This is a genomic window from Sphingomonas sp. NPDC092440 (assembly GCF_044754985.1).
Lineage (GTDB): Bacteria > Pseudomonadota > Alphaproteobacteria > Sphingomonadales > Sphingomonadaceae > Sphingomonas.
Window position 1 is genome coordinate 213,223 of the sequence record NZ_JBIVQA010000004.1, and the last position, 20,920, is coordinate 234,142.

Genomic DNA, 20,920 nt, shown 5'->3' on the forward strand with positions numbered 1-20,920 from the left:
TGCCAGCCCCGCCCCGCGCGCGGCACGGCGGTCGCGTCACTGGCGATAGCGGCTCGGCGGCGCCCCCAGCACGCGCTTGAACATGGTCGAGAAATTGGCGGGGCCTTCATAGCCGAGGTCCAGCGCGACCGCAGTGACCGGCTCTCCCGCGGCAAGCCGCGGAAGCGCGACCGAGAGACACGCCTGCTGGCGCCATTCGGCGAAGCTCATGCCGGTCTCGCGGCGAAAGAGCCGAGTGAAGCGGCGGCGATTCATCGCGAGCGCATCGGCCCATTCGTCGATCTTGGCGCTCACCCGCGGCGCTTCGAGAAAGCCATGGCATTGCGCGGCCAGCGCCGCATGGCGCGGGAACGGCACGAGGATGGGGATGATCGGCGCGCGATCGATCTCCGCCACGAGCAATTGCATCACCAGCCCGTCGCGCCCCGCCTCGTCATATTCGACCGGCACTTCCGCCGCGCAGACCAGCAGCTGGCGCAGCAGCGGCGAGACCGCGACGACCCGGCACGCGCCGCCCAGCAACGGGCAGGCCTCCGCCTCGATCAGCACGCTGCGGGTCTGGACCGCGCCGACCATGCGCACCGAATGGGGCGTTCCGGCCGGTATCCACACCGCACGCTCGGGCGGGGCCACCCATGCGCCTTCGGGCGTGCTGACCGCGACCACGCCGCTGGCGGCATAGAGGAACTGCGCGCGGCGATGCTGGTGCTCGGCCAGCTCGAACGAGGGCGGATAGTCATTGCCGATGCCGACGACCGGGCGCGGAACATCCTCATAATCGTCCGGCGCGCGATACTGCGCATGTCCCATTATCAAAATAATTTATCCCACATATCGAAGCGGGACGCATTCTGGACCGCTAGTGCCGCGCTCACAAGGAGCGAATGATGAGCGACACCCGCGCAGCGACGATGGATTCCCAGCCGGCGGAGATGAACGGCACGGTGTTCGGCGTGATCGTCGCGATCAGCTTCTGCCACTTGCTGAACGACATGATGCAGTCGCTGCTTCCCGCGATCTATCCCAATCTCAAGACCGATCTGGGGCTGAGCTTCGGCCAGATCGGCCTGGTGACGCTCGCCTATCAGATCACTGCGTCGATCCTGCAGCCGCTGATCGGGCTGTACGCGGACAAACGGCCCACGCCGCTGGCGCTCCCCGGCGGCACGCTCTTCTCGCTGGCGGGGCTGGCGATCCTGTCGGTCGCGCACAGCTATGGCATGGTCCTGGCGGGCGCGGCGCTGCTCGGCATCGGCTCCTCGGTCTTCCATCCCGAATCCTCCCGGGTGGCACGCATGGCGGCGGGCCAGCGCCACGGCCTTTCCCAGTCGCTGTTCCAGGTCGGCGGCAATGCCGGCCAGGCGCTCGGCCCGCTCGCCGCCGCGCTGGTGGTGGTGCGCTGGGGCCAGTCGAGCCTCGCCTTCTTCGCGCTGCTGGCGCTGCTCTCGGGCGCGGTCCTGTGGAATGTCGCTGCCTGGTATCGCCATCATGGGCTGGCGCGGCTGGATGCCGGGCGCCGCGCATCCATGGCCGAGTTGCTTCCCAGGGGGCATGCGGCACGCGGCATCCTCATCCTGCTGGCGCTGATCTTCTCCAAATATGTCTATCTCGCCAGCCTCACCAGCTATTTCACCTTCTACCTGATCCATCGCTTCCAGGTTTCGGTGCAGAGCGCCCAGCTCTATCTGTTCGCCTTCCTGGCGGCGGTGGCGGTCGGCACGATCGCGGGCGGACCGCTGGGCGACCGGTTCGGGCGCAAATATGTGATCTGGTTCTCGATCCTCGGCGCCCTGCCCTTCACGCTGCTGCTGCCCTATGTTAGCCTGTTCTGGACCGGCGTGCTGGTGCTGCCGATCGGCCTGATCCTGGCCTCGGCCTTCCCGGCGATCGTGGTCTTCGCGCAGGAGCTGGTGCCGGGCAAGGTCGGCATGATCTCGGGCCTGTTCTTCGGCTTCTCCTTCGGCATGGGCGGGCTCGGCGCCGCCGCGCTGGGATGGCTCGCCGACACGACCAGCATCGAGACGGTGTACCAGATCTGCGCCTTCCTGCCCGCGATCGGCCTGCTGACGGCGCTGCTTCCCAACATCGAGCGGAAGGACGATCGGGCACCGCGCTGATCGCTCCCGGCAATCCCGGGAAGCGCGGCGGCGCCCGGCTTCAGAACCAGAAGCGGACGCCCGCCACCAGGCCGAGCGCCGACGGCTTCTCGCCATCGGCACGGGCATAGTCCGCCGTGCGCCCCGCCTTCGCTTCCCAGGAAAGGCCGACATAGGGCGCGAAGCGCCGCGCGATCTCGTAGCGCAGCCGCAGGCCGAGCTCCGCGCTGGTCAGTCCGGAGCCGATGTGCTGCGCCGGCATGTCCTGGGCCGAAAGATTGAACTCGGCACGCGGCTGGAGGATCAGCCGCTGGGTGATGCGCTGGTCGTAATAGCCGCCCAGCCGGCCGAGCAGCTCGCCCCTGGTCGACAGGAAGACCGCCCCCTCGACTTCGAACATATAGGGCGCCATCCCCTCGAACCCGAGCGTGGCATAGGTCCGCGCCGGTCCCGGCCGGAAATCGTGCCGCACGCCGGCCTGCAGGTTGAAATAGGGATCGATGGCGCGGCTGTAGAGCAGCTGGACCTCGGCCCTCTCGATGCCGCCGCGAACCAGGCCCTCGCCTTCGCTCTTCACCGTCAGACGATTGACGTCGCCGCCGAACCAGCCCTCGCCCTCCCAGCGATAGGCGTCGCGCCCCGGGCGCGGCTGGAACTCGGCGAGGTTGAACAGGACCGAGCCGAGGGGCCGCCCGCCCATCTCGCGCATCGAGGCCCTGCGCGATCGCTCCATGTCGGATGCCGGGAAGAAGCGGTCGGCATAATGGTCGGTCGGCGGCGGCGGGGCCGGGGCATCGCCCGCCTCGAGCGCGGTGCCGGCCGCCTGCATCGCGGGCGTCGTCCCATGAGCCATGGCGCCGTGATCCATGGCGCCGTGATCCATTCCGCCATGATCTATCGGCTCCGCGTCCGCCGGCTTGTCGGCGCCGGGCCGGGCATCCTGTCGCGGCGCGGCGGTTTCCGGCGCGGGCTTCGGCTTCGGCTTCGGCTTCGCGGGAGCCTTGGGCATCGGCATGCCGTGCATGGCATGATCCTGCGCCGCCGCCGGCGCGCTCGCCGCCAGCACGGCGCCGGTGGCGAGGATCGCGGCACGCCGGATCATGCCGGGCCTCCCTTCGGGCGCACGCTCACGGTCCGCATCATCCCCGCCATCATGTGATAGAGGAGGTGGCAGTGGAACGCCCAGTCGCCCACCGCGTCGGCCGTGAAGTCCCAGGTCACCTTGCCGCCGGGCTGCACGATCACCGTGTGCTTGCGCGGCGCATGGTCGCCATGGCCGGTGACCAGCTCGAAGAAATGCCCGTGCAGATGGATGGGATGGGCCATCATCGTGTCGTTGATCAGGTTGACCCGCACCCGCTCGCCCTCGACGAAGGGGAAGGGCGCCATGGTGTCCGACATCTTCACGCCGTCGAACGCCCACATGAAGCGCTCCATGTTGCCGGTGAGATGGATGTCGAGGCTGCGCGACGGGGCGCGGACATCGGGGTTCCGATCGAGCGCCATCAGGTCCTTGTAGACCAGCACGCGGTGGCCAACATCCTCCAGCCCCTGGCCGGGCTCTCCGGTACGATCCATCGGCATCGGCGAGATGGTCTGGACGCCGGGCGTTCTCCGTACCTCGGGCGCATAGGAGAAGTCGCGCATCCGCATGGCGCCCATGTCCATGCCGGCCATGTCCGCGCCCGGCGCGCCCGGCGCGCCCGGCGCGCCGCCATGGGTGGAATGATCCATCCGCGAATGGTCCATCCCCGCCATGTTCGCGGCCACGCCGCCGAGCCTGGCCGAGGCGTTCTGCTCCGCGCTGGGATCGACGCCGCGCGCCGCCGGCATCGCGCCGTGCGACATTCCCTGCATGCCGCCGGCCGCGCCGCCGCCGCCATGGTCCATCGACGACATGTCCATGCCCATGTCCTTCATGGTCGCCAGCGGACGCGGGCGCAGCGGCGGCACTGCGGCCGCCATGCCGGGCCGGGGCGCCAGCGTGGCGCGCGCCATGCCCGAACGATCGACCGCCTCGCCGACCAGCGTGAACGCCTTGTCCTCCACCGGCGTGACGATCGCGTCATAGGTCTCGGCGACGCCGATCTGGAACTCGTCGACCTCGACCGGCACGACATGCTGGCCATCGGCCTGGACGATGGTGAGCCGCAGTCCCGGAATGCGCACGTTGAAGCTGGTCATCGCCGAGGCGTTGACGAAGCGAAGCCGCACCCGCTCGCCCGGCTTGAACAGCGCGGTCCAGTTGTCGAACGGCCCGTGCCCGTTGACGAGATAGGTATAGGCGGCGCCGGTCACGTCGGAGATGTCCGCGGGATCCATCCGCATCTTGCCCCATTCGGCGCGCTCCTTGCCCTTCTGGTCGCGCCCGGCAAGCAGGCCCGCCAGCGTCTGGCGCTGATAGTTGTAATAGCCCGGCATCGCCTTCAGGTTGCGGAAGATCGCCTCGGGGCTGGACCGGCTGTGGTCGGACAGCAGGATCACATGCTCGCGATCGTAGCGAACGGGATCGGGGCCGGCGGGATCGATGATCAGCGGGCCGTAGAGGCCAAGCTGCTCCTGCCCGCCGGAATGGCTGTGATACCAATAGGTGCCGTTCTGCCGGACCGGAAACTCGTAGAGAAAGGTCGAGCGCGGGGCGATGCCGGGGAAGGAAACGCCGGGCACGCCGTCGAACTGGGCCGGCACGATCAGGCCGTGCCAGTGGATCGAGCTGTCCTCGTCGAGCGCATTCTCGACGTGCAGGCGGACATTCTGCCCTTCCCGCAGGCGGATGAGCGGCGCCGGCACGGTGCCGTTGACGCCGATCGCCCGATATTGCCGGCCGTCGATCGCCATGCGCTGCCGGGCGATCCGGAGCCTGATGTCCTCTCCGGAAACGGTCGGCAGGTCGGGCGCCAGGCCAGGGGAGACGCTCTGGGCCCAGGCGGGCATCCATGCGGCGAGCGCAAGCCCACCGGCGCCAAGCCCGGCCCCGCGCAACAGCCTCCGCCGGTCCATCGTCTTCGTCATCATCACCCCTGTGCTGGGAATTGTTCTTTCCATCCGGTACGCGGCAGCGCCGGCCACCCCTCGCGGATCCGCCCGGATCGGACCGCGGCGGATCAGCGCCCCAGCATTTCGCCCAGCCTGATGCGGGCGCGGCGGAGGCGCATCTCGACGGCCTTTCCGGTGATCCGCAGCACCAAGGCGGTTTCGGCTTGGCTCATGCCCTCGATCGCGTGCAGCACGAGCGGTTCGCGGAGCGATGCGGGAAGCGTCGCGATCGCGCGGCGGAGCCGGGCGAGTTCCTGGCGATCGGCCGCCACGACCGCCTGATCGGGCCGGTCGTCGGGCACCGCCCCGGCGAGATCGTCGATGTCGCGGGCGAAGGTGAAGAACCGACGGACCGTCCGGCGACGCGCCCAGTCACGGCATTTGTTGAGCGCGATCGTGGCAAGCCAGCTGCGCATCGGCCGCGCCGGATCATAGCGGCGCAGCGCCCGGTGCGCCGAGAGAAAGGTTTCCTGCACCAGGTCCAGCGCCTCGTCGGCATCGGCGACATTGCCGAGGACCAATCGATAGACATGGCTGCGATGGCGGCGCACGATCTCGGCATAGGCAGTGTCGGTTCCCGCCACGGCCAGCGTGGCGAGGTCGCCGTCGGACAGGGAACCGTAATCCGACCTCACCGCGCGTCGGCGGTGAGCGCATGAACCACCGCACGGTCGAACACGGCCTGCTGATCGGGCCGCAGGATTTCCCGCATCGCGAAGATGTGCGCCAGCGTTTCCTTCTGCAACTCCCCCATCGCGCGATGCGACGCATCGATGGCGGCGGTCACGCGCGGGCCGATGCCGTGCTCGGCCGCGATCGCCTCGGCCAGCCGGGCATTGTCCGACTTCATCTCCAGCTCCAGCGCCTGACGGCGGACCGCGAAGCTCTGCTCGAGCAGCGCGAGCCGTGCCTTCTGCCCGTCGTCCAGCGTCAACTGATGATGCAGGACCTCGTGGAGCTCCGATCCCTGATGGCCCTGCGCCGGGATCAGCGTGCGGCCCACCCAGACCCCGGCGACGGCGGCCAGAAAGGCGATGGCGGCGACGATGGCCGCGAGCCTCCCCGGCCTCATCGCTCGGCCAGCAGCAGCGTCGACGGCGCGAGCGAAGCGGCACCGCCAAAGGGTGCCGCGGCGGAAGCCGGCGCGGTGCCGGGGCCGGCCGCCACCGCGCCGAGCACCACGGCGCCGATGCCGGCGACGGCGGCCATCCGGACGCCGGCCCGTGCTTCGCGCCTTGCCCGCACGCCCGCCAGCACTGCGGCCTCCATGCCGTCGAGCCCGGGATGATCCGCGTTCGCCAGCTTGCGCAGCGTCGCGTCGATGTCGGTTTCCATTGTCCGCTCCAGTTCCCTTCGTTGCAATACGCAGGTGAGCGCATGCACCCTCGCCCATCCTAATGGCGTTGCGGGCACCGGCACAGGGGCGATGCGTGATCGACGGCCCTGGTGGCCGTCCGGATGAGGGATCGGCTCCGGCCCCGCGTATCGGTCGTGCCGGCACCTGGCCGGTTCATGGAGTCTCGACAATGCGCCTTGGAATCCTCACCGCCGCCGCGCTCATGATGGCGACGCCCGCGCTGGCCCATCCGAAGCTGATGTCCGCCACCCCCGCGCCGGACTCGGTCGTCGCGGCTCCGGCCAGGCTGCAGCTGGTGTTCTCGGAAGCGCTCGTCGACAAATTCTCGGGCGTCGACCTGGTGATGACGGACATGCCGGGCATGAAGATGTCGGCGCCGATGAAGATGCAGCTCACCACTGCCTTGTCGCCGGACGGCAAGACCATGGTCGTGACGCTGGCGAAGCCCCTGCCCCGCGGCGCCTACAAGCTCGACTGGCACGTCGTCTCCAACGACACGCACCGGGTGCAGGGCAGCTACGCTTTCAAGGTGAAGTGAGACATGGACACGCTTGGCGTCGCCATCAGGTTCGCGCTCTATCTCGACTTGGCGGCGGCGTTCGGCGTGTCCTTCTTCGCGCTGTGCGCCGCCGGGGTGCGTGAGGCGCTGCCCCTGCGCGCCATCCTGATCGCGACGGGAATCACCGGGATCGGATTGTCGGTATTCGGCCTCGTGGTGATCGCGGCGGCCATGGCGGGCGTGCCGGTCGGGCAAGTGGATGCCGGCACCCTGTCGACGATCCTGACGGGCATGCCGTTGGGCAAGGCCTGGGCCGCCCGCATCGCCGGCCTCGCCCTCCTCGGCCTGGCGGCGTTCCAGATCGGGAGAAGGCCCGGCGCCGCGCTCGCCGCGGCGTCCGTCGGCGGCGGCGCGGCGCTCGGCACCCTGGCCTGGGCGGGGCATGGCGCGATGGACGAAGGCGCGATCGGCTGGCTCCACCTGGGCGCCGATATCGCGCACCTCGCCGCCGCCGGGGCCTGGATCGGCGCGCTCCTCTCTCTCCTCCTGCTGGTCGCACGCCCCGCCGCCCGCGCCGATACCGGGCATCTCCGCGCCACCCATCGCGCGCTCGACGGCTTCGCGCGCATCGGCACCATCCTGGTAACGGTCATCGTCGCCAGCGGGATGGTGAATGCGTGGCTGCTCGTCGGGCCCGCCAACCTGGCGCGGCTGCCCGACACGCTCTACGGGCAATTGCTTCTTTGCAAGCTGGCGCTGTTCGCGGCGATGCTCGGCTTCGCCGCGGCGAACCGGTATCGCCTCACGCCCGCGCTCCTCGCGCGCATCGCAGCCGAAGACCATGGCGGCGCCCTGGCCGCGCTGCGGATCAGCCTGGCCCTGGAAACCGCCTGTGCGGCGATCGTGCTGGCGCTCGTCGCCTGGCTCGGCACGCTGGAGCCGATCCTCTCGGCGGGTTGAGGATATCGAGTCATCTTCCCCGGCCCGTTTCGGGCGCCATCCGCCGCATATGTCCGCCGGCCGCGCCTCAGGCCGCCCAGGCAGACACATCCTCCTGGCAGCCGATCAGCGCCAGGCCATGGGCGATCGAAGTGAGCTCGCCGCCGGCGGCGATTCGCTCCGCGCCGAAACGCTCCTCGAACAGCCGGCGGACCCGGGGCGTGAGCGACGTGCCGCCCGTCAGGAAGACGCGGTCGATCGCCGCCGCGTCGATGGCGGCGAGCGCCAGCGCCCGGTCCACCGCCGCCTCGATCCGCGCCATGTCGGGTGCGATCCACGCCTCGAACGCGCCGCGGGAGACCTCGGCCTCGATCGCGAGATCGCCCCCCTCGAAGCGGAAATGCGCCGCCTCCGCCGTCGAGAGCGCCCGCTTGAGCGCGCCGACCGCATGATAGAGCTGATAGCCCAGTTCGCCTTCGATCACGGCGATCATCCGCCCGATCGCCTGCGGATCCAGCGCCGCGCGCCGGAGCTTCTCCAGTTCGGCCAGCGTCTTGCGGTTGCGCATCAGCGCCAGGCGCGACCAGTCCGAGAAATCGGTGAACCAGCCCGCCGGAATGTCCAGCACCTTGTCGAACGAGCGATAGCTCCCGCCCTTGCCGAGCAGCGGCAGGATCAGATGCTCGACGATGCGCTGGTCGAACCGGTCGCCCGCGATGCCGACACCGGCATGGGCAAGCGGCGAGCAGCGGCGCGGCGCGCCCGGCGCTTCGATCCGCACCACCGAGAAATCGCTGGTGCCGCCGCCGAAATCCGCCACCAGCACGGTCGCCGGCTCGGCGATCCGCGTCGCATAGCTGAACGCCGCACCCAGCGGCTCGTAGACATAGTGGATCTCGGCGCCGAACCCGGCGAACATCGCATCGTAGCGCTGCCGGGCGAGCGCTTCGTCGGGCCGGCTGCCGGCATATTCGACCGGACGGCCGACCACCACGCGCCGCGCGCCGCCGGCCAGCGCCCCGTCCGCCCGCGCCGCCATCAGCCCCAGGAAGGTGCGGCCCAGCTCTTCGAAGCGCAGCCTCCGCTCGAAGACGATCGCATGCTCGAAGCTCGCGCTCGCCGCGACCGACTTGAACGACTGGAGGAAGCGGCTGCCCTCGGGAAAGTCGAGATATTCGGCGATCGCCCAGGGCCCGGCCGCGACGCCGAGCCCGCCGTGCTCCGCCGGGTCCTGCCAGAAGCATAGCGCCGAGCGGAAAACGGGATCGGCGCGTTCGGGCCCGTCCAGCCGCACCAGCGTGGAACTCCCCTCGCCCGCCAGCGCCGCGACGGAATTGGTGGTGCCGAAATCGAAGCCGAGGGCGGGAAGCGCAGTCATGGTCCGGGCGCCTCTATCGTCCTGCATCGATCCTGCACAACCTCTCCTTGGCCTTCGGCGCTCCGGCTGGACGGTGCGGGCGCATCGCGCTTCCGAACCCGGGAGACCCGCATGATCCGCACCGCACGCTTCAGCTTTCTGGCCAAGGCCGCCGCCGCTATCGCGATCATCGCCGCGATGGACCGGCTGTTCCTCGGCGGCGCGGCGGGATCGTGGATCGGCGGCTTCGCCCTTGCCTGGATCGGCGCCCTGCTCGCCACCCGCCCGGCGCTCCGCCGGCGGCCGAGCCTGGTCGCGCTGGCGATCGCGGCGGGCTTCGCCATCGTGCTCGCCCATGACCCCGGCAGCCTCGGATGGGTGCTGTTCTGGAGCGCGCTCTCGATCGCCGGGCTGATGCCGCGCATCGGGCGGTTCGACGATGCCTGGCGCTGGAGCCTGCGCCTGGCCGCGCACGGGCTGAGCGGACCGCTCGCCCCGGCGCTCGACCTGATCCGCCTCGCGCGCCTGCGGCCGCGACGCGGCGGGCACGGCCCGGCGGGGCTCGCCGCGCTGCTCGCCTTGCCGCTCGGCATGACCGCGCTGTTCGTCGCGCTGTTCGCCAGCGCCAACCCCGTCATCGCCCAGGCACTCGCCCGGGTCCGCCTGCCCGGGCTCGGCGAGCTGCTGTTCTGGGCCCTGCTGCTGGCGCTGATCTGGCCGAGCCTGCGCCCCACGCGCTGGGCGACGCGCGCCGCCGCCCTGCTGCCGCGCGCGGACATCGCCCTGCCCGGCATCCCGGCCGCCTCGCTGCTGCTCTCCCTGCTGCTGTTCAACATCGTGTTCGCCATCCAGAACGGGCTCGACCTCGCCTTTCTGTGGAGCGGCGCGCCGTTGCCCCCGGGCGTGACGCTGGCCGACTATGCCCATCGCGGCGCCTATCCGCTGATCGCCACCGCCCTGCTCGCCGGGCTGTTCGTGCTGGTGGCGCTGAAGCCCGGCTCGGCCAGCGCCGGCGACCCGGCGATCCGCCGGCTGGTGGTGCTGTGGGTGGCGCAGAACCTGCTGCTCGTCGCTTCCTCGATCCTGCGCACGCTCGACTATGTCGCGGCCTATTCGCTCACCAGCCTCCGGATCGCGGCGCTCGCCTGGATGGGGCTGGTCGCGATCGGGCTGGCGCTGATCTGCTGGCGCATGCTCGCCGGCAGGAGCGCCGCCTGGCTGATCAACGCCAACGCACTGATGGCCGCCCTGGTGCTGAGCGCGGCGAGCATCGCCGATCTCGAGGCAGGCGCCGCCGCCTGGAATGTGCGCCATGCCCGCGAGACGGGCGGTCGCGGAGTGGCGCTGGACCTCTGCTATCTCGCGCATACCGGCCCCTCCGCGCTGCTTTCGCTGGTCGCGCTCGAGCGCCGGCCGCTGCCGCCCGGGTTCCGCGACCGGGTGCGCCATGTCCGCGCGCAAGTGATGGCCGATCTTGCCCGGCAGCAGGCCGACTGGCGGGGCTGGACCTGGCGCGGACGATATCGGCTGGAGACGGCGCGGCGCCTGCTCGGCCCCAGTCCGCCCACCGCGGCGACGCCGCCGCCGGGCGTGGAGCGGGATTGCGGCGGCGCGCTCCACCCCATCGCCACCGAGCAGCCCGCGCCAGCCGCCACGCCGGCCGGCGAACCGATCGCCGGCGCCATCGGAAACACCATTCCGCCGTTGACCGGAGCGCCCTTGCGATGATCCAATGCCCCATGCCCCGCACCATCCTCGTCGCCGATGACGATCCGCACATCCGGCAATTGCTCGTCTTCGCGCTCGCCAAGGCGGGGCTGGAGACGATCGAGGCGGCGGACGGCGAGGAGACGCTGCGGATCGCGGAGAGCCGCCAGCCCGACCTGATCGTGCTCGACATCAACATGCCGCGCATGGACGGGCTGGAAGTCTGCCGCAGGCTGCGTGCCGAGGGCGGGCTGCCCATCCTGTTCCTCTCGTCGCGCGACGACGAGATCGACCGGATCCTCGGCATCGAGCTGGGCGCGGACGATTATGTCACCAAGCCCTTCTCGCCGCGCGAGGTGGTGGCGCGGGTGATGGCGGTGCTCCGCCGCACCGCCGCGCAGGCGCCCACCGTCGATCGTGCCCCCGGAACGATCCGTCATGGCCGGCTCGCCCTCGATCCCGAGAGCTGGGACGCCAGCTGGGCGGGCGCCCCGGTGCCGCTCACCGTCACCGAGTTCGGCATCTTGCGCACGCTGGCCGGCATGCCCGCCAAGGTGTTCAGCCGCGACGCGCTGATCGACCGGCTGCGCGGGCCGGGCTTCGCGCTCACCGACCGGACGATCGACAGCCATGTCCGCAACCTGCGCGCGAAATTCGCCCAGGCCGGCGCGCAGGACCTGATCGAGACGCGGCCCGGCATCGGATATCGCATCGGCCCGTGTTCGGGCCAGTGACCCGGGGCATGATCCGGCACGCGATCGAAGCGCTCAAGGCGCCGGTGCGGCGCCACTGGCCGCGGCTGCGGCTGCGGACGATCCTGCTCGCCACCCTGATATTCGTCGCCGCCCTGCCCGGCGCCGGCGCGCTGTTCCTGCGCGTCTACGAGAACACCCTGGTCCGCCAGACCGAGGCCGAGCTGATCGCCCAGGGCACCGCCCTTGCCGCCATCGCCAGCGCCGAATGGCCGGGCTCGGCCGGGCCCGAGCTGGTGCGCGAGCCGCCGCCGGGCGCGCGCGGCATCGCGGGCGGCCCGCTCTCGACCATCGACCTGGGCACCAGGCCGCTGCCCGAGCGCCCCGAACCGGTCGGGCAGCCGGGAAGCGCGGCGCCCGACGCGCTGGCCGCCGCCGGCCGGCTCGCCCCGCTGGTCGCCGCCACCGAAGACGCGACACTCGCCTCGATCCTGCTGCTCGCCCCCGACGGCCGCATCCTGATCGGCAGGAACATCGGCAAGAGCCTGGCCGGCCTGCCCGAGCTCGCCACGGCGGCCGGGGGCCGGCCCGAGACCGTGCTGCGCCGCCGCGGCGACTATCGTCCCGAATATGCCTTTGAATGGCTGAGCCGCGCATCGGGCCTGCGCATCCATCATGCCCGGCCGGTGCTGGCGAACGGCAAGGTCGTCGCGGTCCTGCTGCTCTCGCGCTCGCCCCGCGCGCTGTTTCGCGGACTCTATGAGGATCGCGGCAAGATCCTGTTCGGCATCGGCGCGATCTTCGCCACGCTCGTCGTGCTGAGCGGCCTGCTCTCGCGCGGCATCGCCCGGCCGATCGAGATGCTGAGCCAGGCGACCCGCGACGTCGCGCGCGGCGGCGGCACCGTGCCCGAAGTGCCGCGCACCGCCGCGATCGAGATCCAGGCCCTCTATGCCGACTTCGCCACCATGGCCGGCGCGATCGACCGGCGCTCGCGCTATCTGCGCGACTTCGCCCATGCGGTGAGCCACGAGTTCAAGACGCCGCTGGCCGGCATCCGCGGCGTGATCGAGATCCTCGAGGATCATCATGCCGGGATGAACGAGGCGGACCGCCGCCGCTTCCTCGCCAATGCCGGCGCCGATGCCGACCGGCTCGCCCAGCTCGTCACGCGCCTGCTCGAGCTGGCGCGCGCCGACATGGCCGAAACCGATGCCGATGCGGCCACCGATGTCGCGCCCGCGCTGCACCGCATCGCCGATGCCTGGGGCGAGCGCGGGCTGGCCTGCGCGATCGACGTGCCCGGCGCGCTGCCCCGTGCCGCCATGCCCGGGCCGATGCTGGAGGCGATCGTCGGCAGCCTGGTCGAGAACAGCCGTCAGGCCGGCGCGGGCCGGGTGCGGCTGGCAGCGAAGGAGACAGGCGGCGAGATCCTGCTGACCGTCGCCGATGACGGCCCCGGCATCCCGGAGGCAGATCGCGCGCGCATCTTCGAGCCCTTCTTCACCAGCCGCCGTGCCGCGGGCGGCACCGGGCTGGGCCTGCCGATCGCCCGCTCGCTGCTCGCCTCGCATGGCGGGACGATCGCGCTGGCGGCGGCCGAGCGCGGGACCCGCTTCGAGATCCGCGTGCCGGCCGCCTGAACCGCCGTCGCGTTCTCGAACTGCGCGTCGCCGGGGGACTCGCCAAAGTTCACGCCAAGCGCGGTTCTCGCGGCAGCCTATTTTCCCTAATTTCCCGTCAACCGGCCGCATCTCGCAACATTCTTGCGTGTGCGTGATCCTATCCATCCAACAAGACAAAGAGCGGCCGGACGCGAAGCTCGGCTGCGAGACGCAAGCAGGCGAAATCCTACATAGCAAGGGCGACGAAGGATTGTCCTGGGCTCAGCTCCAGCCCCCGCCCAGCGCCTTGTAGAGCGCCGTCGCCGCCTGCGCCTTGGCCGCACGTGCCTGCTGCTCGCGCTGCTCGGCGGCAAGCAGCGACTGGCGGGCGCGCTCCAGCGTCAGCCGGTCATCCTCGCCGCGATCGGCGCGCTGCCGGGCAAGCGCGAAGGCACCCTGTTCGCGCTGGAGCGACGCGGCAGCATCCGCCGCGGCGGCCCGCGCGTTGAGGAAGCGGTTGATCGCCGCCTCGCTGTCGGAAAGCGCGCCGATCACGGCCTTCTCATAGCGCGCCGCGGCCTGGTCCGCGCGCGCATCGGCGGCGCGGATCTGGGCGCGGATCGTGCCGCCCTGGAAGATCGGCCAGGAAAAGCTGGGCCCGATCTGGAGGCGCGTCGAATCGGTCGAGAAGAGGTCGCCGGGCTTGCGCGCCTGCTGGCCGATGCTGCCGAGCAGGCTGAAGCGCGGGAAGAGATCGGCGGTGGCGACGCCGATATCGGCGGTTGCCGCAGCCAGATCGCGCTCGGCGCGGCGCACATCGGGGCGGCGCTCGAGCAGCTCGGAGCGCAGGCCCACCAGGATCGCGTCCGGGCTCGCCGGCAAGGGGCCGGGGGCCTGGAGCTCGGGCACCAGCTGCTCGGGCGGCGCGCCTGCCAGCGTGGCGATGCGATAGGCGGCGGCGCTGGCCTGCGCCCTGGCATTGGGCACCGCCGCCGCGCTTGCCCTGGCCGCGGCGTCGGCCCGCTCGAGGTCGAGGCGCGAGGCCTCGCCGGCATCGAAGCGCAGGCGGGTGAGCCGGGCGAGCTCGGCATTGGAAAGCGCCTGCTGCTCGGCGGTGGCCGTATCGGCCTGGGCGGCGCGCAGGTCCATATAGCTGCGCACCACTTCGGCGATCAGCGTCAGCATCACGTCGCGCCGGGCGAACTCCGCGCTCTGCTCGCGTGCCGCAGCACCCTGCATCTGGCGCGTGCGGCGCCCCCACAGGTCGACTTCCCAGCTCGCGTCGAAGCCCAGGTCGAAGAGCGGGAAATCACGCGAGAAGCCGGGAAAGGGAATGTTGCCGATCGGCAGCTGGCCGTTGTTGCTCAGCACATTCTCGGTTCCCGAGCCGGTGGCGGTGACGCTGGGCAGCCGCCCGCCCGCAATCGCCTCGCGATTCGCCCGCGCCTCGGCGAGCCGGCCCTGGGCTTCCTTGAGATCCGGGCTGGACGCCACCGCCCGCCGCACCAGCGCGGAGAGCTGCGGATCGCCGAACCGGTCCCACCAGCTCAGATCGACCTGGCCCGGCGCGCCGGCCTCCAGCCACTGGGGTGCCGCCTTGGTCTCGGGCGCATGATAGTCCGGCCCGACCGTGCAGGCGGAAGCCAGCAGCAGGGGCGGCAGGAACAGGGGAAGCGAGCGGATCATCGGGATCACTCCATGCGCGCGCGGAAGAGCCAGGCCGAGGCGGAGAGCGTGACGCAGGCGATCAGCGCGAGCGGCCAGAGCTGGTGGAACACGGCTTCCGCCGGCATCGCCTTGAGGAACAGCCCCTGGACGATGACGAGGAAATAGCGGGCGGGATCGAGATAGGTGATCGTCTGCAGCCAATCGGGCATGTTGTCGATCGGGCTGGCATAGCCCGAGAGCAGGATCAGCGGCGTGGTGACGAGGAACACGCCGAGAAAGGCTTGCTGCTGCGTCTGCGATGCAGCCGAGACGAGCATGCCCATGCCGATCAGCGCGAGCAGATACATGCCGAGCGACAGCCAGAAGAGCAGCAGCGATCCGGTGAAGGGCACGCCGAAGACCAGCGGCGCCACCACCAGATAGACGCTGCCGTTGATCATGCCGATCACGAAGGGCGGCACCATCTTGCCGATCAGTATCTCATGGACCCGCAAGGGCGAGACCATCAGCTGGTCGAACGTCCCCAGCTCGCGCTCGCGCGCCACCGATTGCGAGGTGATGGCGAGGCCGGCGACCGACGTGATGATCGCGACGAGCGAGGGGAGCGTGAACCAGATATAGTCGAGCGCGGGGTTGTACCAGTTGGTCACCACGCTGCCGCCCGCCTGCCCGCGCAGCTGCGGCGGGGCCAGCTCGGCACCCAGGGTGCCGGCGATGTTGGTGACATAGCCCGCCACGATCTGCGCCGCGTTGGAGCGGCGGCCGTCGAGCACCAGGCCGATCGTGGCGGTCTTGCCGCGCGCGAGGTTGCGGTCGAAATCCTCGTCGATCACCAGGGCGGCGATCACCTTCTGGTTGTCGATCGCCGACCTGAGCGCGGCCGGCGTCGCCAGCCGCTCGATCCGGCGGAAATTGGGGCTGCCGGCGATGCGCTGGACCAGCTCGACGGAATGCGCGCCCGAGCTGCGGTCGAGGATGCCGATATCGACATTCTTCACGTCGAGCGTGGTGGCGTAGGTGAAGATGAAGAGCTGCATCAGCGGCGGCACGAACAGCACCAGCCGCGCCTGCGGATCGCGCAGCACCGCCCACATCTCCTTGACGATCATGGCGAACAAGCGGCGCATCTAGTCGAGGCTCCGGCGGGTGACGCGGAAGGACAGCGTGAAGAAGACCATGCCGAAGACGAGCATGATGCCGATGTTCGGCAGCAGCAGCCCCCATTGGTCGCCGGCCAGGAACACGGTCTCGAGGCTGGGGATCAGGTAGCGCGCCGGGACGATATAGGTCAGCGCCTGGATCGGCCAGGGCATCGAGCCGATCTCGAAGATGAAGCCGGAGAGCAGGAAGGTCGGCAGAAAGGCCGAGAGCAGCGCCACCTGGCTCGCGACGAACTGGTTCTTGGTCGCCGCCGAGATGAACAGACCCAGGCCCAGCGCCGGCATCAGAAAGGCCGAGGAGATGGCGTAGAGCGCGAAGATCGAGCCGCGGAACGGCACGCCGAATATCCATATCCCGATCACCGCGCAGAGCGTCATCGAGGCCTGGGCCAGGAAGAAATAGGGGATGACCTTGCTGGCGATGAACTCGGCCATCGAGATCGGCGTGGCCATCATCGCCTCCATCGTCCCCCGCTCCCATTCGCGGGCGACGACGAGCGCGGTGAGCAGGGTGCCGACCATCGTCATCACGTTCGCGATCGATCCGGGGACGAGGAAGAATCTGCTCTTTAGCTCGGGATTGTACCAGTAGCGCGCCGAGATGGTGACCGGTGCCTCGCGGGCGCCGGGATCGCGCTCCAGCCCCTCGGCCGCGGCCCAGGTCGCGCGGACGCCTTCGCCATAGGCCGCGGCGAAATTGGCGGTATTGGGCTGGGAACCGTCGGTGACGATCTGGATCGGCGGCACCTTGCCGCGCTTCACGCCCTGGCCGAAATCCTGCGGGATCACGATCAGCGCGCGCAGCTCGCCATCGATCAGCTTGTCGCGCACTTCCGCGACGGTGCGCGCCTCGGTCACCTGGAAATAGCGCGAGCTGCGATAGGCCTGGGCCAGGCGGAGCGCGGGGCCGCTGCCGTCCTGGATCACCAGGCCCACCCGAGTGCGCGTGCTGTCGAGCGAGACCGCATAGCCGAACAGGAAGAGCAGGATCATCGGCAGCACGAAGGCGATGAGGAAGGTGGAGGGATCGCGCAGGATCTGCGCACCCTCCTTGCGGACCAGCGCCGCCAGGCGCCTGAGGTCGAAGCGGAAGGTCATGCCGCCTCCCTCGCTTCGCGCTTGCGGTCGAACGCCTCGATCAGGGCGATGAAGGCGTCCTCCATCGTCGGGTCCTCCGCCCCGGTGAGGCGGGCGGCCTCCGCCTTGAGCTCGTCGGGCGTGCCGGTGGCGATCTGCTCGGCGCGGTAGATCAGCGTCGCCCGGTCGCAATATTCGGCTTCGTCCATGAAATGGGTGGTGACCAGCACGGTCACCCCCTTCTCGACCAGGCCGTTGATGTGCATCCAGAATTCGCGGCGCGTGACCGGGTCGACGCCCGAGGTGGGCTCGTCGAGGAACAGCACCGGCGGCTCGTGCATCACCGCGCAGGCCAGGGCGAGGCGCTGCTTGAAGCCCAGCGGCAGGGTGCCGGCATTGACGTCGAGCTTGTCCTGAAGCTCGAAGATCTCGATCATCGCCGCGATCGCCCGGCGCGCCTTGTCGCGCGGCAGGTCATAGGCGCCGGCGAAGAAGTCGAGATTCTGGCGGACCGAGAGATCGCCGTAGAGGGAGAATTTCTGGGCCATATAGCCCAGCTGGGCGCGGGCATCGGCGCGGCTGTGGCGCAGCGACCGGCCCGCGACCGCCCCCGTCCCCGACGTGGGCGAAAGCAGCCCGCAGAGCATCTTGAACGTGGTCGACTTGCCCGCTCCGTTCGGGCCGAGAAGCCCGAATATCTGGCCCCTGGGGATGCGGAAGTTCATGTCCCTGGCCGCGGTGAATTCGCCGAAGACCTTGGTGAGGCCGTTCGCCGCGATCGCATCGACATCGGTTTCGGGGATGGTGCGATAGCGCTCCGCGAGCGCGGACGTGCCCTTGGGGCCGCCGCCCAGCCGCTCGATGAAGCCGTCCTCGAAGCGCGGATCGGCAGCGTGGACTTCGGTGTCCGGACCCGCCGCGAAAGCGCCGGCATCGGGCACCGCCCTGCCGTCGCGCAGCAGCAGCCGCACCGAGCGGCCCTGGATCGTGCCGTCGATCACATCGTCGCGGTCGAGCGCATGGGTGAGGAAGACACGGCGGCGCTCCTTGAAGCCGGTGACGCGGATCACCCGGTCCCGCACCCGGCCGGTCAGCTCCGCCGGCGGCCCGTCGAACAGCAGCTTGCCTTCGTTGAGCAGATAGACGGTGTCGCACTTCTCCGCTTCGTCGAGATAGGCCGTCGACCACAGCACCCCGATGCCCTGCCCGGTCAGGTCTCCGACCATGCTCCAGAGTTCGCGGCGGCTGATCGGATCGACGCCGACGCCGGGCTCGTCGAGCAGCAGCACCCTGGGCGTCTTCACCAGCGCGCAGGCAAGGCCCAGCTTCTGCTTCATGCCGCCCGAGAGCTTGCCCGCCAGCCGATCCTGGAAACGGGCCAGATCGGTGAATTCGAGCAGCCGGTCGAAGCTCGCCTGCCGCTCGTCCTTCGGCAGACCGCGCACTTCGGCGTATAATTTGAGGTTCTCGATGACGGACAGGTCTTCGTAGAGGCCGAAGCGCTGCGGCATGTAGCCCAGGTCGTCAAGCTTCTCGCCGGGCGCGCCGCCAAGCACCTCCACGATCCCCGAAGTCGGCGCCATCAGCCCGGCCAGGATGCGGATCAGCGTGGTCTTGCCCGCCCCGTCCGGCCCGACCAGCCCGGTGATCCGCCCCGGCGCGATCGCCATCGCCACACCATCGAGCGCGCGGTTGTCGCCGAAGCATTTCACGAGATCGGTGGTTTGGGCGAGAGGCTGGGTCATCTCCTCCCCTCCCTGCCAGGGAGGGGAATGCACAGGGAAGCGCGCGCCACCTCCCTCAACCCTTGTGCTTCGGACGCGCGCCCGGGACCGACACGCTGACCGGCTGGCCCTGGCGCAGCGCGTCGTCCGGATCGTCGACGATGATCCGCAGCTGATAGACGAGATCGGTGCGCAGATTCTCGGTCTCGACCGTCTTGGGCGTGAACTCGGCGCGCGGCGAGATATAGCCGATCGTGCCGTGATAGCGCTTGGGATTGCCGTCGGCGGAGACGGCCACCTTCATCCCCGGACCGATCCGCGACAGGTCGCTCTCCGCGACATAGGCGCGCACGCGCAGCGGCCGCAGGATCGCCAGCGTCAGCACCGTCTCGCCGGGCTGGACGATCGCGCCGGGCTCGCGCGCGCGCGTCACCACCGTGCCGTCGGTCGAGGCGAGCAGCCGGGCATCGCCGAGATCGGTCGCGGCGCCCCGGCGCGCGGCCATGGCGGCGCGGACGTCGGCGGCGGCCGCGGCGAGGTCTTCCTTGCGGCTGCCCGCGTGCATCAGCGAGAGCGCCTGGCGGGCCTGGGCGAGATCGGCACGCGCCTTGTCGCGCGCCGCCACCGTCTGCTCCCAGACGTCCCGGCTGATCGCGCCGGGCTCGACCAGCGGCTGGCGCCGGGCATAGTCGCGCTCGGCATCCTGCGCCACGGCGGCGGCGGCATCCGCGCGGGCGCGGGCCTGGGCGATGTCCTGCGCGCGATTGCCGTTGCGGAGCTTGGCGAGCTGCGCCTCCGCCTGCGAGACCTGCGCGTCCGCCTGGGCGATGCGGCTGTCGAGCGTGGCGGCATCGAGCGTGGCGAGCAGCTGGCCCTGCTTCACGCGCGCGCCTTCCTCCACGCCGATCGCGGCAATGCGGCCGCTCACCCGGAAGCCGAGATCGACTTCGCGGATATCGACATTGCCGTTCAGCCGAAGCGCGCCATCGTCCCGCGCCTTGAACAGGCCGAAGCCGCTGGTGGCGATCGCGGCGATCACCAGTCCGACGATGACGACGAGGATCGCAATGCGGCGGCGGTTCATGCGGCATTCTCCGACAGGATGCAGAGGGCATTGGCGCGCAGCCGCGCCCGAAGGAGCGCCCGGGTGCGCTCGTCGATCGTCTCTACCGAGAGGATGCGGGTGACGGCGGCACGGCAGACCCGCAGCACCAGCGTCTGGCCGAACAGCATGATCCCCATGGCCAGTACCTCGCGCTCGCCAAGATCGGTGCGGATACGGGCAAGAAGCGCGACGAAGACGCCCACGACCTCCTGCATCACGCCGGCATAGATCCGGTCGAAAGCCTCGGTAGGGGCCTGTTGCTCGCGCGTGATGAACAACGACCAGGCTTCGGATTCGGGGCGGATCATCATCAGCGCGAAGCCGTCGAGCAAGGCGAGCAGCGCCTCGGTCGCCTGTTCGCGCGTGCCGGCGCGCGCGGTTTCGCGGGCGCCTTCGAGCGCGGGCCCCTGGATCTCGCGGACACGGGCGGCGATGTGATCGGCGGCGGCGAGGTACAGCCCCTGCTTGCCGCCGAAATGATAGGTGATCGAAGACATCGCCGTGCCCGAGGCGCGCGCGATCTCCCGCGTGCTCGCGCCTTCGAAGCCGTGGCGGCCGAACTGGTCGATCGCCGTTTCGATCAACGTCTGGCTGGTCATCGCATGCCCTGTTCGTTCGAACGAACAATACGGCATGATGATGCAAGGAACAAGCCCCGCCGCGCATAACGCGCAGCGGGACCCGGCGGTTCAGCGGCCTGGGATCCGATCAGGAATGATCATGGTCGCCGCGATCGCGATCTTGGTCGCCCCGATGGTGATGATCGCCGCGGTGATGGTCGCCATTATAGCCGGGGCGGCCATCGCCATGGCAGCCGGCCAGGGCCGTCGCGGCCAGCGCCAACGCGCCGGCTATGCGCAGGATTCGCATGTGCTTTCTCCTTAAGACCATGACAACGC

General features: G+C 70.2%; 20 protein-coding genes. 7 read left to right on the top strand and 13 right to left on the bottom strand.

The window, feature by feature from the left end; translation table 11 throughout:
- Positions 1-36: 36 nt before the first annotated feature.
- Positions 37-810: a helix-turn-helix transcriptional regulator gene (locus tag ACIQCS_RS08780; RefSeq protein ID WP_345849619.1), complete on the bottom strand. Its 774-nt coding sequence runs from the start codon at positions 808-810 to the stop codon at positions 37-39.
- Positions 811-887: 77 nt separating this feature from the next.
- Between ACIQCS_RS08780 and ACIQCS_RS08785 the strand changes: the two genes are divergently transcribed.
- Positions 888-2,117: an MFS transporter gene (locus tag ACIQCS_RS08785; RefSeq protein ID WP_345849618.1), complete on the top strand. Its 1,230-nt coding sequence runs from the start codon at positions 888-890 to the stop codon at positions 2,115-2,117.
- A gap of 40 nt (positions 2,118-2,157) precedes the next feature.
- Here the strand turns inward: ACIQCS_RS08785 and ACIQCS_RS08790 are convergent, their stop codons facing one another.
- The 5 genes from ACIQCS_RS08790 to ACIQCS_RS08810 all read right to left on the bottom strand — a co-directional run bounded on the left by ACIQCS_RS08790 (position 2,158) and on the right by ACIQCS_RS08810 (position 6,467).
- A complete protein-coding gene (locus tag ACIQCS_RS08790) occupies positions 2,158-3,198 on the bottom strand; it encodes a copper resistance protein B (RefSeq protein WP_345849617.1) in 1,041 nt (346 codons plus the stop codon).
- Complete coding sequence (locus tag ACIQCS_RS08795) at positions 3,195-5,108, bottom strand: copper resistance system multicopper oxidase (RefSeq protein WP_345849616.1); 1,914 nt, start codon at positions 5,106-5,108, stop codon at positions 3,195-3,197. Before ACIQCS_RS08795 ends, ACIQCS_RS08790 begins: the two co-directional genes overlap by 4 nt.
- Positions 5,109-5,200: 92 nt before the next feature.
- Positions 5,201-5,767 carry an RNA polymerase sigma factor gene (locus ACIQCS_RS08800; RefSeq protein WP_345849615.1) on the bottom strand — a complete coding sequence of 189 codons (567 nt, stop codon included), beginning with the start codon at positions 5,765-5,767 and terminating at the stop codon, positions 5,201-5,203.
- Positions 5,764-6,204 (bottom strand): periplasmic heavy metal sensor, encoded by a 441-nt coding sequence (locus ACIQCS_RS08805; protein WP_345849614.1) that lies wholly within the window; start codon positions 6,202-6,204, stop codon positions 5,764-5,766. The genes ACIQCS_RS08800 and ACIQCS_RS08805 overlap by 4 nt, the downstream gene beginning before the upstream one ends.
- Positions 6,201-6,467 carry a hypothetical protein gene (locus ACIQCS_RS08810; RefSeq protein WP_345849613.1) on the bottom strand — a complete coding sequence of 89 codons (267 nt, stop codon included), beginning with the start codon at positions 6,465-6,467 and terminating at the stop codon, positions 6,201-6,203. Before ACIQCS_RS08810 ends, ACIQCS_RS08805 begins: the two co-directional genes overlap by 4 nt.
- A gap of 191 nt (positions 6,468-6,658) precedes the next feature.
- Here ACIQCS_RS08810 and copC point away from each other — a divergent pair, with 191 nt between their 5' ends.
- Together copC and copD are read left to right on the top strand one after the other, a co-directional pair.
- On the top strand, positions 6,659-7,027 hold the full coding sequence (gene copC / locus ACIQCS_RS08815; RefSeq protein WP_345849612.1) for a copper homeostasis periplasmic binding protein CopC: 369 nt from the start codon (positions 6,659-6,661) through the stop codon (positions 7,025-7,027).
- A 3-nt stretch (positions 7,028-7,030) separates the two neighbouring features.
- A complete protein-coding gene (gene copD / locus ACIQCS_RS08820) occupies positions 7,031-7,948 on the top strand; it encodes a copper homeostasis membrane protein CopD (RefSeq protein ID WP_345849611.1) in 918 nt (305 codons plus the stop codon).
- Positions 7,949-8,015: 67 nt separating this feature from the next.
- On the opposite strand, the gene ACIQCS_RS08825 is transcribed toward copD, so the two are convergent.
- On the bottom strand, positions 8,016-9,305 hold the full coding sequence (locus ACIQCS_RS08825; protein WP_345849610.1) for an Hsp70 family protein: 1,290 nt from the start codon (positions 9,303-9,305) through the stop codon (positions 8,016-8,018).
- A gap of 111 nt (positions 9,306-9,416) precedes the next feature.
- On the opposite strand from ACIQCS_RS08825, the gene ACIQCS_RS08830 reads away from it, so the two are divergent.
- From ACIQCS_RS08830 to ACIQCS_RS08840, 3 genes are read left to right on the top strand one after another with little or no spacing between them, the layout of a single operon-like run.
- Positions 9,417-11,012, top strand: coding sequence for a DUF4173 domain-containing protein (locus ACIQCS_RS08830; protein WP_345849609.1), 1,596 nt, complete (start codon positions 9,417-9,419; stop codon positions 11,010-11,012).
- An 11-nt stretch (positions 11,013-11,023) separates the two neighbouring features.
- Positions 11,024-11,725 (top strand): response regulator transcription factor, encoded by a 702-nt coding sequence (locus ACIQCS_RS08835; RefSeq protein ID WP_345849608.1) that lies wholly within the window; start codon positions 11,024-11,026, stop codon positions 11,723-11,725.
- 8 nt (positions 11,726-11,733) lie between these two features.
- Complete coding sequence (locus ACIQCS_RS08840) at positions 11,734-13,326, top strand: HAMP domain-containing sensor histidine kinase (protein WP_345849607.1); 1,593 nt, start codon at positions 11,734-11,736, stop codon at positions 13,324-13,326.
- 243 nt (positions 13,327-13,569) lie between these two features.
- Here ACIQCS_RS08840 and ACIQCS_RS08845 read toward each other — a convergent pair whose 3' ends face one another.
- The 6 genes from ACIQCS_RS08845 to ACIQCS_RS08870 are packed head-to-tail and all read right to left on the bottom strand — an operon-like array spanning position 13,570 to position 20,620.
- The gene (locus ACIQCS_RS08845) at positions 13,570-14,973 is read right to left on the bottom strand and encodes an efflux transporter outer membrane subunit (protein ID WP_345849606.1); all 1,404 of its coding nucleotides are present in this window, start codon (positions 14,971-14,973) and stop codon (positions 13,570-13,572) included.
- Between the two features lie 5 nt (positions 14,974-14,978).
- Complete coding sequence (locus ACIQCS_RS08850; RefSeq protein WP_345849605.1) at positions 14,979-16,082, bottom strand: ABC transporter permease; 1,104 nt, start codon at positions 16,080-16,082, stop codon at positions 14,979-14,981.
- Positions 16,083-17,213, bottom strand: a complete 1,131-nt coding sequence (locus tag ACIQCS_RS08855) for an ABC transporter permease (protein WP_345849604.1) — start codon at positions 17,211-17,213, stop codon at positions 16,083-16,085.
- Complete coding sequence (locus tag ACIQCS_RS08860; protein WP_345849603.1) at positions 17,210-18,937, bottom strand: ATP-binding cassette domain-containing protein; 1,728 nt, start codon at positions 18,935-18,937, stop codon at positions 17,210-17,212. Before ACIQCS_RS08860 ends, ACIQCS_RS08855 begins: the two co-directional genes overlap by 4 nt.
- Before the next feature lie 55 nt (positions 18,938-18,992).
- Positions 18,993-20,000, bottom strand: a complete 1,008-nt coding sequence (locus ACIQCS_RS08865; RefSeq protein WP_345849602.1) for an HlyD family efflux transporter periplasmic adaptor subunit — start codon at positions 19,998-20,000, stop codon at positions 18,993-18,995.
- On the bottom strand, positions 19,997-20,620 hold the full coding sequence (locus ACIQCS_RS08870; protein ID WP_401530611.1) for a CerR family C-terminal domain-containing protein: 624 nt from the start codon (positions 20,618-20,620) through the stop codon (positions 19,997-19,999). The genes ACIQCS_RS08865 and ACIQCS_RS08870 overlap by 4 nt, the downstream gene beginning before the upstream one ends.
- On the opposite strand from ACIQCS_RS08870, the gene ACIQCS_RS08875 reads away from it, so the two are divergent.
- Entirely contained in the window at positions 20,505-20,906 is a 402-nt protein-coding gene (locus ACIQCS_RS08875; protein ID WP_345849600.1) for a hypothetical protein, read from the top strand. The genes ACIQCS_RS08870 and ACIQCS_RS08875 overlap by 116 nt on opposite strands.
- Positions 20,907-20,920: the final 14 nt, after the last annotated feature.